This is a genomic window from Cedecea sp. VD22, assembly GCF_037150195.1.
In the GTDB taxonomy this organism is placed as follows: Bacteria; Pseudomonadota; Gammaproteobacteria; order Enterobacterales; family Enterobacteriaceae; genus Cedecea.
The window spans coordinates 1,243,901-1,256,454 of record NZ_JBBCPX010000001.1; the positions used below are offsets into that span (position 1 = coordinate 1,243,901).

Here is a 12,554-nt window from a genome sequence, read left to right on the forward strand (position 1 = left end):
TCATGACAATGCAAGTAAACGTCACCACCAAAGTTAACAATCAGTCCATCCGAAAAGAGGTTTACAACGGGCGTGAGCATTGGGTTCTGCCTAGCTATACGCTTCCGGCCAACGTTGTGATGAACGGCGTTTTGTACCCGGCGGAGGAGATCGACGCCCACTATCAGGGTCTGGACGGCACCCTGGCGCCTCTTGGACATCCGCAAGTAAACGGTCAGTTCGTCTCCGCATTCAGCCCTGAAGGCATCAATCAGGGTCACATCGGCGCATGGAACCGTAACGCCAAGAAGGCCGGTAACCGTATCTATGTCGAGAAGTGGGTCGATACGGTAGTTGCTAACCAGTCAGAGCAGGGGCGAGAGCTTCTTGAGCGCGTAGAGGCTATTCAGCGCGGCGAGGATGTGCCACCGATTCATACCAGCGTGGCCGTGTTTCTCGAAGAGCTTGAGGCTAACGAGCATCAAAAGGCGCTCGGTGCTAATGGGGTGGCAAAAATTCATTCGATGGATCATGACGCAATCCTGCTGCATGAAGTAGGCGCAGCCACTCCTGAGCAAGGCGTAGGGCTGATGGTTAACGCTGACCTGGCAACGCCAATCAAGACTAACTCCGGGGCGCTGGTAGGTGAATCCTACCGCGAACGCGAAAGCTGCCTCGACCGCGCTGTGCGCGACAAGTTTGCCACCGGCCCGGATGATTATGCCTGGGTGGCTGACTTCACCGATTCGCAAGTCGTCATTGTGCGCAATGGAGGCAAGGCTGAGGTATTCGCTTACTCCAGCGACGGCGAAAAAATCACCATTGAGGACACCGGCACATCAGTTGCTCGCCAGGAATCATGGGTGGAAATCGCTGCAAACAAATTCAAATCACTTTTCACATGGCAGGGGAAACCTGCAACCAACCACAAAACGGAGGGCGACATGCCTTTAACCACAGAAGAGAAACAAGAGCTGATCACTGAAATCGGTAAAGGCCTGGCTGCGAACATCAGTGAAGCCCTGAATCCGATTAAAGAGGCCATCAGCGGCTTGCAAACCAACCACAACCAACTGGCCGAAACCCTGACTGCCAACTCCCGCGCTGAAGAGAAGACTAAGCGCGAAGCGGTGGCGAAGGTTCACGGTGAAATCGTTGCTAACGCGCTGGCCGGTGATGCACTGGACGCGATGTTTAAGTCGCTGGGCTCAGCCGCTCCGCTGGGTACTAACGCAGCTCAAGGCCATCAGGAAGCCGGTGCTCCAGACCCTAAAACCCACTTCGGAGGCGCTCAATAATGGCTAGCCGCTATCGTCGCGTTAATATCGACGGTCAGTCTCTGTACAAGACCGAAACCCGCATTGCCGCCGCTGCGCTTCTTCCTGGCACTCTGGCAACCATCAATGCAAGCAACCAGTTCTCACAGGCTACCGCGCTGAAAGGCCGTGTGTATGTCATCGACGTGGCATATCACCAGGGGCTGAACATTCGTGAGGCTGTTCCTGCTGGCGATTCCGCTATCGGCAACTATGTCGAAGAAGGTCGTGAACTGGCCGTGCTTTGTGCGCCTGGCGCGTACAAGAAAGACAGCCCTATCAAGCTCGGCACCAACGGGCAATTCACCCTGGCGACTGCTGACACCGATTCGGTGATTGGTTACTCGCAGGATGAGGCGACTATCGCCGCAAGCTCCACCGACTTCATCCGCGTTCGTTTCCGTGTCGGCACCATTGCCGCCGCCAGCGCATAATAACAAGAGGACATAACACATGTTTTTCACTCCCGAAACGCTGGCAGTTAACAGCCGCCTGCAAGGTCATTGGGCAGAGCTGTGGGCTAACCGCAACATCTGGAACGCTCAGAACGATGGCATGATTGCCGCTAACCGAAATTTCATGACGCCTGAAATGCTGGCCGCTAACGCAGTAGGTGGCCTGACTCGTGACTTCTGGGCAGAGATTGACCGCCAGATTATTCAGCTGCGCGATCAGGAAGTCGGCATGGAAATCGTTAACGACCTGATGGGCGTTCAGACCGTGCTGCCAATCGGCAAGACCGCCAAACTGTATAACTTCGTCGGCGATATCGCTGATGACGTTAGCATTAGCATGGACGGCCAGCCGCCATATTCCTTCGACCACACCGAATACGACAGCGACGGCGACCCGATTCCGGTATTTACTGCCGGTTACGGTGTTAACTGGCGTCACGCTGCTGGCCTGCAAACAGTTGGCATTGACCTGGTGCTTGACTCGCAGACCGCGAAGATGCGCCAGTTCAACAAGAAGATCGTCAACTTCACGCTGAACGGTGACGCCAATATCTCTGTGCAGGGCTACAAGGCGCAGGGTATGAAGAACCACCGCAATACCGTGAAGATTAACCTCGGCTCCGGTGCAGGCGGCGTTAACATCGACCTGACCCAGGCAACGGCAGTTCAGTTGATGGACTTCTATGGCAAGGGTGCGTTCGGCCAGCAGGCTCGCAGGAACAAGGTTGATGCCTACGATGTGCAATGGGTGTCCTATGAAATCTGGGGCAACCTGATGCAGCCATACATCGTTAATGGCGTTGTGACCGGCACTGTGCTTCAGGCTGTTCTGCCGTTCGCGCCTGTGCGTGCAATCAAGCCGACCTACGCCCTTACCGGTAACGAATTCATCGCCTACCAGCGCCGTCAGGACGTGGTTACCCCGCTGGTTGGTATGGCTACCGGTGTTGTGCCACTGCCGCGCCCGATGCCTCAGTCGAACTACAACTTCCAGATCATGTCTGCGATGGGTCTGCAGGTTAAGCGCGATGGCGAAGGTCTGTCCGGTGTTCTTTACGGTGCCAACCTGGCTTAAGGAGGCTTTATGGCTAGGTACGAAGTTATCCGCCCATGGCACGGTGTGAAGCTGGGTGATGTCGTGGAAATTGAAGAGTTGCACACCGCGCTTCAATCAAATGTTCGCCCTCTTAAAGGCGAAACTGCCGAATTGAAGCCGGCAACTCCATCGGCAGGTACTGAAAACAAGTCGCGGAAAGAAATCATCGCCGGCCGTCTGACTGATCTCGGTATCGACTTCAAAGGCAATCTCGGCGCTGAAAAGCTTTCTGAGTTGCTGCCAGATGGCGAGCTTGAAAAGCTCTTCCCTGCAGAATAACCGCCGCGAAAGCGGTTTTTTTACGCCCTGTTTCGGCAGGGCAGTTTACCGGAGGAGTCATGGTTACTCTTGAGCAAGCCAAAGAATATCTGACCGGGCAAGGGATTGAGCTGCCTGACTTCATCCTATCCGCTCTCGTTGAGCAGGCTAACAGCATCCAAGAGTGCCTGGACGCTCATTATCCTGAGGCTACCGCGCTGCTTATTCAGATGTACCTATTAGGACTGATGGGGCTGGGACAGGGGGATAAGTACTTATCCAGTCAGTCAGCCCCATCTGGTGCCTCAAGGTCATTCCGTTATCAGTCTTTCGGTGATCGCTGGTCAGGAGCTACTGCTCTGCTTCGCGGCCTGGATAAGCACGGATGCGCTAACGGACTCATCCCACCAGACCCAACCAAGAAGGCCTTTGCTGGCATCTGGATCGGGAAAGGTGGCTGTATGTGTGGTGACCGCTGATGTGGATATCCGTGAAGCAGAGAATGCCTGAGCAATTCGTCCGCGTGTGGGTGATGACCGATACCGGAAGGCAGACTACCGGTTACGTGAAATCTGACGGCGAGTGGTTCATGAGCTGCGAGAAAATCCGGGCGACCGGTGCGCAGGTTCTGAGGTGGAGAGAATGAGTAATGTTGCTAACTGGAGCTACACAGCTCCGTGCACCATCTGGCGAAACCTTGGCTTTGCTGAGAATGGCGACTCGTTAGGCTGGTCAGACCCTGAAACCATCATGGCTGACTATCAATGCGGCCTGTCTGCGAAAATCGGCAGCATCGGGACTGAAATCACCGTTAAGAACACCTTCTGGACTGAGTTCGCGGAGGCAAAGCGCGGCGATTACATCCTGATAGGCCAGTCAACTGACGCTGACCCGTTTAGTGCCGGTGCCGATGAGGTGATGCAGGTTATCCGCTATGCCGACACCTTTGAGCGCACAGTTGATGACTATGCAATTCTGACCGGAGCTTGATATGGTTGTTAAAGTGAAAGGCGTCAGCCAGGCCAAGCAGAAACTGGATGCTCTACTCGGTGAAGTGCAGGGTAGGAAAGTTGGCCGGGCTATCAAGTCGGCGCTATTCATCATTGGCGCAGATGCGGCGACCATGACTCCAATAGACACCTCTTATCTGGTCAACTCGCAGTATCAAGAACTGCTGGTAAACGGTACGCGGGTTACTGGGCGGGTAGGCTACTCCGCCAACTATGCGGTTTACGTTCACGAGGCATCAGGCAAGTTCAGGGGCAGGCCAAGAGCCAACGGCAGCGGTAATTATTGGGACCCATCAGGCGAACCGAAGTTCCTTGAGAAGGCATTCAAGGATAACTCCGACAAGGTGGACGCAATTATCCGCAAGGAACTGAGCCTATGACACCTCCAATGTACAAGCGGGTGCGGGATGTCTTTATGGAGAGTGGCCTGACCGAAGGGCTTAACATTCAACTGCTGGTCTGGACTGATGACCCTACCGATAAGCGCTTGGCTAAAAGCTACATCGTGTTTCGACCTTCTGGCGGCTCAAATATCGACAAGGATATTGGCGGCGATCATTACGTCATGGTGGATATCATTTCCGCTAAAGGCGTGACCGAGTACCAGAAGGCAGACGACGCTGTTAACCGCATCATCGAGTTCGTGAAGCAAAATCCATTGGTCAGCAAATGCCTCGGCCAGATAACAAACCTCGGCGGTATTCCCGCGCCTGTACTCTCTACTGAGGGGCGGCTCGTTTACCGCCTCATGTTCGCATGTCTCTACGGCAGCGATTAACCAAACACCAAATCAACCAGGTCGCCATGTGCGGCCTTTTTTTATGCTCATAAGAGGCCTAAGACATGGCAATTTGTCAGACCGATAACACAAAACTCTTTGGCCGCGCCGTCATTCTTGAAGTGGCTGACGGCTGCGCCGATGCGGTGCCTACGGAGGCAGATTTCAAGCTGCTAATGCCTGGCACATCAAAAACGTTCGATATGTCCCCGAACACAACCACCTCATCCGCTGATGACACCAAAGGATGGGTTGAGAACATCGTCACTTCTAACGACCTGACTCTCTCCTTCGAGGGTGAGGTGCGTGTAAACGACCGTTCCGATCAGTACGGGGTGTATAAATTCATCAAGTATTACGTCGCAGAGGCAACTGCAGGCCGCCAGCCTACGCTTTGGGTGCGTATGACTTTCGGCCAGATTCAGATTCAAGGTTACATGGTTATCACCGCGCTCAGCAATGACGGCGGCACCGATGACATCGTTACTCTGTCTACTGAGTTCAAAGTGGCTGATGGTTCTACCGTGCAGGTGACAGACGTTGTTGATGATGTTCCGGTAATCGGCGTCACCGTAGCGCCGAAAACTGCATCCATCGCTGTAGGCGCAACTCGCCAGCTGGCTGCCAACATCGCCCCGACAAATGCCACCAATAAAGCTGTCACTTGGTCATCTTCCGATGCCACCAAGGCGACGGTGAGCAATACCGGGTTGGTGACTGGCGTCGCCGCAGGCACCGTGACCATCACTGCGACTACTGAGGACGGTGCCAAGACCGATACTGCAGCTATCACCGTGACTGCGTAATTAATACAGAGGGTTCCTGTGGGCCCTCGATATTGATTATGGGGGAGCAATGACACCTTTAACTGAAATTGGCGAGTGCCTTATCGGCGCTGGCCGCCGCGAATACTTCTTTCGCCCATCATTCGCTGCAATGACGTGCATAGGCTCGCCAGCAGAGATTGTGCAGGCCTTTTACGACTTAAACCATGACGCAGTGTCACCGCTGTTTGCTCGCGCCTATGAAGCTTACGGAAGCGTTCCTGCGTGGCTGATGGAATACGTCAGTAAGCCGGGGTTTGCCGACAAAGCGATTGGCGCGGCAATAAACATCCTGCAGGCGTGTTGCGATGATGACTGTGCATCGTTGACCGGCGCAATGATGCCGAGCCGCAGTCGTACAGGTGAGCTAATCTGGATGCCAGGAGCGATGTCGTTTGAAGAGATGATGATGATATCCAGCTCGCTTATCACCCACGGCATTATTGGAAAGGCGAAAGTTCGCAAGCTGCAGCGCAACGAATCAGGCCAGATGACGAGAGAATTTCACGCTATCGAATACATCAACGCCGCCCGCTCACACTTCGGCTTATCGAAAGATGAAGCGATGAAGTTGACCATGACCGAGTTCCAGTTGCTGCTCAACACCAAATACCCAGATCAAAAAGGTTTCACGAAAGAAGAATATGATAGCGTTGTCGATGATTATTTTGCGAAAAAAGCGAGAAATTTGGCACAATCGGATTGAAAAGGGTAGTCTGCAAATGGCAAAGACAAGCTTTGTTTGTTTATTAAACGTTTATTTTTTCGCAATATCAGTAGTGATATGTTGGTATGGGATTTTAAATCTAGCCAAGGAGGATGCTATTCATGAGAGCAATATTTATTCTTATTTCATTGACCCTGCTGGCATCTTGCGCATCCAGCGATGAGATGTATTCTTCAGATAAGAATTCAACACGAGTATCGTCACCAATCTATAAGGTAGATGGATCAGGAAATATGCGTCGTGACCATCGAATGGAAAAGGTAAGAGACAGGGGGTGTGTTGATAACAGCACGAATTGCGGAACACCGTTTGGTAGGTAGTTCAGGATTTGTACAATGCATCTGCTTTTTCGCTTGTAGTAACGCACAAGGATTTTTTATTAAGAAATAGCCTTAAGTCCAGCATTAATAGCAGCCTGAACAACGGATTTCAGCGCTTCTAAAGAAAGTTCCCCAAGCAATGACTTTGCTTTTTCTTTGTCTTGCGTATTCATTCCAGAAAGATTGATCAAGTCTTCAAGAACCACAACAGTATCCCGATGAAGCCTAACAGTTTGCACATTAAGGATGGCAGAAAGTCCACCATCGTTTCTTATGAAATCAATACCTTTACAAGTGGCTGTCATTTCTTCGAGTATGGACAAATAGTACGAATCGCGGTTACCAATAAAATCTATCAGGCCATGGTCTCTTAGGTAGAAGAGATTGGCTTTAATCTTTCTCTCACTGTCAATCTTAAACTCACTATTGATCAATGGTTCAATTGAAGGTAAGACGTATGCCAGAAACTGTGCTGGATAGGGATACATCATTGCGCATAACTCCAGTATTTCCTTTTGCATTACTCTATCGAACTTAGTCATCATTTATCCTTTTTGAGATTTACATCAGGCTATCACTTGATTGTTTGTCGTCAAATACTGATATTTGATCAGCCCGCTTCGGCGGGTTTTTTTATGCCCGGAGAAAAATATGGCGCAGGATTTAGGCGGTATTTATTACGAAGTAGACCTTGAAACAAAAGGCCTGATGGACTCCGTCAAAAGAGCAAAAGGTGGGCTCGATTCGCTTGGAAGCTCCACCTCCGGGCTATCAAATGGGCTAGATAAAGCTGGTCGCTCAGCATCTTCCACTGCCTCATCATTTTCAGGTTTAAGCCGAGTTGCTGCTTCACTGATGGCAATATTGTCTGTACAGCAGGTGGCGCAATATGCTGACGCATGGACAACACTAAACAATAAGCTATCAAATGCCATCAGGCCTAATCAGCAGCTGGCGGATGTCACTGAAACTGTTTTTAACATCACTCAGCAGACAAGAAGCAGCTTAGAAGCCACGGCTACTCTTTACTCAAGGCTGGAGAGGGCGACTCGCTCATATGGAGCCAGTGCCAGCGAACTTGCAAAGCTTACAACAATAATCAATCAGGGGTTCATAGTTTCTGGAGCTACAGCGCAGGAAGCTAAAAACGCCGTTATACAACTTTCTCAGGGGCTTGCATCCGGAGCGTTAAGGGGCCAGGAGTTTAACTCAGTTAATGAGCAGGGGAACCGATTAATCGTTGCTCTTGCTGATTCGATGGGTGTCACTGTCGGTAAGATGCGTGAGCTGGCAGCGCAAGGCAAGCTGACTACCGATGTAGTGGTAAAAGGATTGCTATCCCAGGGGGATGCGATAGGTAAAGAGTTCGCTAATACTACCACGACGATTAGCCAGGCATTAGAAGTGGCTGGCAATAACATCACGAAATTCTTCGGTGAAAACTCCACCGTAAAATCCGGTGTTGCAACGTTCAATTCTTCAATTGTCAGCATCAGTGAGAACATTGACGTACTTGGAGTGGCTTTAACCGGTGTTGCTGCAATCATGGGGAGTCGTTATGTTGGCGCGTTAACGATGGCGACACAGGCTAAAGTTTCAGGCGTTACAGCAACAATCAGGCAGCATAAGGCTGAATACGATAACGCCAAGGCTACGATTGCCAGCGCTCAAGCCGAGATAAAAAACTCTCAGGCCATTATTGCATCTGAGCAGGCTAAAGCTCGCCAGTTGGCAACTCAGGCAGCAATAAATAAACAGTATGGCTTGGCGGTCTCCTACCAGGCAGAGTATGCAGCAATTCAGAAAAATATAGTTGCAGCTGATAACGCGGCAGCCGCTGCAAAAGCAAGACTTGCAGCGGCCACGCAACAGGCTTCGGTTGTAAACAGGGTCTACGCGGCTTCAGCTACCTTGCTGAAAGGCGCTCTTTCTTTCATTGGCGGCCCTGCCGGTGCTGCAATGCTCGCAGCAACTGCGATTTATTATTTCTATCAAAAGGCGCAGCAAGCCAAGCAGGAGAGCATCGATTTTGCAGATTCTCTTGATGGGCTTACTGCAAAGATGAAGCAGTTAAGCTCTGTTCAAATTGCTGCTGCCATCGCGAAAACCGAGCAGTCAATCATCGACCAGCAAGATGCTATCGGGGATTTGAGAGCGGAATATGATCGACTTGAGCAAAAGAAAACCTTCATTGAACAGGCTGCGCAGATTAGGGGGGCGGCGGCAGTAGCTGACGACCTTGCGGAAGCCAATCGCAACCTGGCAATCCAGGCAGGAAAAGTTGAAGAGGCAGAAAATAAGCTCAGCAGAACAACAAGCTCTCTCGGATTGCTTCGGGCGCAAGCTAATGGACAGTTCAGAGAAGGGATAGATCTTCTGCGAAGGGATGGCGAGGAAGCCGGAACGGTAGCGGGGATAATGAGCAACCTAGGAAACGCTATCAATATCGCAGCCAAAGCCAAGGAGAAATTTAACGCATCATCTCTGATGGTTGAGCGTCCAGCAAAAGTACAAGAGTATCTCGATAAGCTTTCCAGCCAGGTTGATCTGCAAAGTGAGATTAATGATAAGAAGAGGGCTCAGTTAAAAGCTGAGCAGGAGATAAGGGCGCTTGGCGGAAGTGAACAGGATGTCAACCTTGCAAGGCAAAGGGCTGGAGCTGAGTATGATGCGCTGCAAGCGCAAAAGGAATCAAAAAAGGAAGCTAAAGACAGCGCAGCACAGGCCAAAAAGACCGGCAATGAGCAGGAATCCGTTGCACAAAAGCTATCTAATCTGAAACAGCAATCTGATTTAGCAGCAGAATCAACACGCGAACTAAGTCGCGAGCAAACTATTTTAAATGCTCAGCAATCACTGGGTAAAGGCGCTACAGATGCTCAAATAGCTCAAGCGGGTGAGTATGCAGCAAAAAAATGGGACATTGCCAACGCAATTAAAGCCCAATCCGCAGCTGAGAAGCTTATCCCGGAGCGACAGGAATCAACTCGCTATGCCCAGGAGACGAAAGACCTCAAGACAGCACTAGACGCTAAGAAAATAACTCAGGAAGAGTTCAATCAGGCCACCGAGAGAGCAGAGCAGCAGCACCAGTCCAACCTAGCCAAGATTCGCTCTGATGCTGTTGTCAGCCCAATCAATGACGCTCGAGGCTCTATCGACCCGGTTCAGCAACTTCAGAATGAAAACGCCCGTAAGCTGGCTTTGATTCAACAGTTCGAAACAGAGAAAGGCGCGATTACCGAGCGCGGTATTGCGCTTATGACTGCAGCTAACAAGCAGTATGAGCAGGAAAGAACCGCCGCTCAGTGGGAAATCTGGCGCCAGCAGAGCTTAGGAAACGAAGCTGCCGCAGCCGCCTTTGATAGCTTTGCTGGCAACGCATCCAATGCCCTGACAGGAATTATCACCGGCAGCATGTCTGCTGAGGATGCGCTTCGTTCTATAGGTAGCAATGCACTCAACAGTCTTGTTAATACCTTCGTTCAGATGGGGGGCGAGTGGGTTAAATCTGCGATCATGGGACAAGCTGCACAAACTGCTGCAATTGGTACTGTAACGGCAGTTCAAACAGCTGCAGTGGCGACGCAAACAGCAACCAGCACCGCAGCAGCGGCCACAACAGCTGCAGCATGGACTCCAGCGGCAATACTTTCATCCGTGGCCTCAATGGGTACGGCTGCAGCTATTGGGCTTGGGGCGGTCGCTGGGGTTGTCGGGGCGAATCTGCTCGGTAAGCGCAAGAATGGCGGTCCTGTCACGGCTGGGGGGCTGTACCAGGTAGGCGAGGGCGGCATGCCTGAGATTTACCAGGCCAGCACCGGTAAACAGTACATGATACCGGGTGATAACGGCAAGGTGATAAGCAACAAGGATATGACCGCAGTGGGCGGTGGCGGGGTGGTAATTAACATCCAGAACTACACGTCATCCTCGGTTGATGCACAGGCAGGTACCGACGGAAATGGCGGTCTGACCGTTGATGTCATCGTTGCAGACCTGAACAATGGCGGCCCGATCAGTAATGCCATAACCAGCAACATGAACGTTAAACGCACTCCGAGGGGGCAGGGCTGATGCCAATTATCGACTATCCAGACTGGCTGCCGCTGGCGCAGAAGACCAGCAAAAACATGACGCTCGATACCGGGTTCCAGACCGATCAGCCAGCGGTCGGCCCGGCTATCTTTGAGAGCCAGACCGATGACCTGAAGGTTACCTGGTCGCTGACGTGGATTTTCACCCTAGCGCAAGAGCGAGCATTTCAGCAGTGGTTACGCAGCCCTAACTATCTCAACCGTGGCCTGAACTGGTTCAGGATGAATATCAATCTTGGTGGGAGTGGACTACAACTGCAGGAATTGCATTTCACACAGATGCCAGTGCAAACCAGTATTGACGGAAGTGCCGTTACTTGGACTGGAACGGTTATAGCCAATCATCTCTACAACGCAGACGACGAATTCGACGACATCATTGTTGAACTGCCGCAGCCTTGGGATAGCCGGTTGGATATCGTTGTGACGGGTTATCCGGACGGGCGTGATCCAGAATCATTACCGAGGGCTCCATAATGCCTAGCTTCAGGGAGTACAAGCAGCAGCGCCCGACGCGCGGCCTGTTCGACACCATGACCTTCTATCACCCATCGTTTGGCTATGTCCGCCTGGTCGATAAGCAGTTCTTCCCGAAGACGCTTGGTGGCCAGACTTACACGCCAGCGCGATTTGAGATTGAAGAAAGTCAGCAGAGCGGTACGCCGGTGATCGACGCGACGGTAAAGCTTGGGAGGCTGTCTACAGATATCAAATCGCTGATGAAGAAATGGAAAGGCGCGGCGAGGCTGACAGCCATCACGGCCACGAGACAGGTATTCGACAGCGGAGACGTATCGGTGCCGATCAAGTCGTGGCAGTTATATGTCAAAACGGTGGATATCGACGCTGAAGCGGCATCCGTCACCCTGTCTGTCACTAATCCGCTGAACAACAATATAGGTCGACTTTATGATCCACTCGAATACACCGGTCTGCAGTACCTCTGATTTTATAAGTAAGGTGATTGGCACGCCGTGGGCTAACCGGGCTTGCTCGTTCGACAGGGTCGACTGCTGGGGCCTGGTGGTGCTGTATTACCGCCACGTTCTCGGCATTGAACTGCACCAGACTCCGGACTACGAAGCCAAGGAAGACTTCTTCACATGCTATCAGGGCGACGTGGTTTTCTGGCGCCAGATAGATAAACCGGTAGAAGGCGGAATATTCGTCGGGTATCGAGGGTCGCAACCGGCTCATGTTGGCCTGGTTCTGAATCGTAAGGCGCTGCACTCTCGCGGCGAGAACGGAAGCGTGCGCATGGATTCGTTACTGGTCATTCAGCGGGCATTTACCAAAGTGGAGTTTTTCAAATATGGCGTTGATTGAGCTTCAGCGTTTCCCGGGAACGCCAAAAGAACGCTTCAGGGTGCCAAACGGCACCCTTTTTTATGACTGGCTGGCTGCTAACGATGGCTCCCTCCACAGTGACCTAATGATCGTCCGAAACGGCGTGAAGCTGAGTGACGATGATGATCTTGCTATTGAGCTGAGCGAGCTGGACTGTATCCAGATATTTGACCAGCCGAAAGGCATCGTTGGCGACATACTGAGCCCAATCTTCAAAGTTGTTAGTCAGGTGTTTTCGTTTCTGGCACCAAAGCCTGCTATCGCAAACACCGGTGGAAACAGCGTCGACTCCCCGAACAACAGCCTGACGGGCCAGACCAACACCGCTCGTGTTTACAAAGCAAAGC

The 12,554-nt window shown here is 51.8% G+C and carries 16 protein-coding genes and 1 pseudogene; 16 read left to right on the forward strand and 1 reads right to left on the reverse strand.

Annotation, left to right across the window (positions count from 1 at the left end):
• Positions 1-2 precede the first annotated feature (2 nt).
• The 11 genes from WFK85_RS06040 to WFK85_RS06090 all read left to right on the forward strand — a co-directional run bounded on the left by WFK85_RS06040 (position 3) and on the right by WFK85_RS06090 (position 6,422).
• The gene (locus WFK85_RS06040; RefSeq protein ID WP_336707641.1) at positions 3-1,277 is read left to right on the forward strand and encodes a hypothetical protein; all 1,275 of its coding nucleotides are present in this window, start codon (positions 3-5) and stop codon (positions 1,275-1,277) included.
• Positions 1,277-1,729, forward strand: a complete 453-nt coding sequence (locus WFK85_RS06045; protein WP_336707642.1) for a gp53 minor capsid family protein — start codon at positions 1,277-1,279, stop codon at positions 1,727-1,729. Before WFK85_RS06040 ends, WFK85_RS06045 begins: the two co-directional genes overlap by 1 nt.
• 19 nt (positions 1,730-1,748) lie before the next feature.
• Entirely contained in the window at positions 1,749-2,825 is a 1,077-nt protein-coding gene (locus tag WFK85_RS06050) for a major capsid protein (RefSeq protein ID WP_336707644.1), read from the forward strand.
• Between the two features lie 9 nt (positions 2,826-2,834).
• Positions 2,835-3,125 (forward strand): hypothetical protein, encoded by a 291-nt coding sequence (locus WFK85_RS06055; RefSeq protein ID WP_336707646.1) that lies wholly within the window; start codon positions 2,835-2,837, stop codon positions 3,123-3,125.
• A gap of 59 nt (positions 3,126-3,184) precedes the next feature.
• Complete coding sequence (locus WFK85_RS06060; protein WP_166991728.1) at positions 3,185-3,583, forward strand: DUF7370 family protein; 399 nt, start codon at positions 3,185-3,187, stop codon at positions 3,581-3,583.
• The gene (locus WFK85_RS06065) at positions 3,580-3,750 is read left to right on the forward strand and encodes a DUF551 domain-containing protein (protein WP_166992911.1); all 171 of its coding nucleotides are present in this window, start codon (positions 3,580-3,582) and stop codon (positions 3,748-3,750) included. Before WFK85_RS06060 ends, WFK85_RS06065 begins: the two co-directional genes overlap by 4 nt.
• Positions 3,747-4,094: a hypothetical protein gene (locus WFK85_RS06070; RefSeq protein WP_166991731.1), complete on the forward strand. Its 348-nt coding sequence runs from the start codon at positions 3,747-3,749 to the stop codon at positions 4,092-4,094. Before WFK85_RS06065 ends, WFK85_RS06070 begins: the two co-directional genes overlap by 4 nt.
• Before the next feature lies 1 nt (position 4,095).
• Entirely contained in the window at positions 4,096-4,494 is a 399-nt protein-coding gene (locus WFK85_RS06075; RefSeq protein WP_336707647.1) for an HK97 gp10 family phage protein, read from the forward strand.
• Positions 4,491-4,892: a phage tail termination protein gene (locus WFK85_RS06080; RefSeq protein WP_336707649.1), complete on the forward strand. Its 402-nt coding sequence runs from the start codon at positions 4,491-4,493 to the stop codon at positions 4,890-4,892. The genes WFK85_RS06075 and WFK85_RS06080 overlap by 4 nt, the downstream gene beginning before the upstream one ends.
• 65 nt (positions 4,893-4,957) lie before the next feature.
• Positions 4,958-5,698 (forward strand): Ig-like domain-containing protein, encoded by a 741-nt coding sequence (locus tag WFK85_RS06085; protein WP_336707650.1) that lies wholly within the window; start codon positions 4,958-4,960, stop codon positions 5,696-5,698.
• 49 nt (positions 5,699-5,747) lie between these two features.
• Positions 5,748-6,422 carry a DUF6246 family protein gene (locus WFK85_RS06090; protein ID WP_336707651.1) on the forward strand — a complete coding sequence of 225 codons (675 nt, stop codon included), beginning with the start codon at positions 5,748-5,750 and terminating at the stop codon, positions 6,420-6,422.
• A 400-nt stretch (positions 6,423-6,822) separates the two neighbouring features.
• Here the strand turns inward: WFK85_RS06090 and WFK85_RS06095 are convergent, their stop codons facing one another.
• Positions 6,823-7,308 carry a hypothetical protein gene (locus tag WFK85_RS06095; RefSeq protein ID WP_336821301.1) on the reverse strand — a complete coding sequence of 162 codons (486 nt, stop codon included), beginning with the start codon at positions 7,306-7,308 and terminating at the stop codon, positions 6,823-6,825.
• A 106-nt stretch (positions 7,309-7,414) separates the two neighbouring features.
• Between WFK85_RS06095 and WFK85_RS06100 the strand changes: the two genes are divergently transcribed.
• The 5 genes and pseudogenes from WFK85_RS06100 to WFK85_RS06120 all read left to right on the forward strand — a co-directional run.
• Entirely contained in the window at positions 7,415-10,840 is a 3,426-nt protein-coding gene (locus tag WFK85_RS06100; protein WP_336707653.1) for a tape measure protein, read from the forward strand.
• Positions 10,840-11,337, forward strand: a complete 498-nt coding sequence (locus WFK85_RS06105) for a hypothetical protein (protein ID WP_166991749.1) — start codon at positions 10,840-10,842, stop codon at positions 11,335-11,337. The genes WFK85_RS06100 and WFK85_RS06105 overlap by 1 nt, the downstream gene beginning before the upstream one ends.
• Positions 11,337-11,807: a hypothetical protein gene (locus WFK85_RS06110; RefSeq protein WP_166991753.1), complete on the forward strand. Its 471-nt coding sequence runs from the start codon at positions 11,337-11,339 to the stop codon at positions 11,805-11,807. Before WFK85_RS06105 ends, WFK85_RS06110 begins: the two co-directional genes overlap by 1 nt.
• On the forward strand, positions 11,770-12,186 hold the full coding sequence (locus tag WFK85_RS06115; RefSeq protein ID WP_205246346.1) for an NlpC/P60 family protein: 417 nt from the start codon (positions 11,770-11,772) through the stop codon (positions 12,184-12,186). The genes WFK85_RS06110 and WFK85_RS06115 overlap by 38 nt, the downstream gene beginning before the upstream one ends.
• Positions 12,173-12,554, forward strand: a pseudogene (locus WFK85_RS06120) (phage tail protein); the annotation flags it as partial. The gene WFK85_RS06115 and the pseudogene WFK85_RS06120, both read left to right, overlap by 14 nt.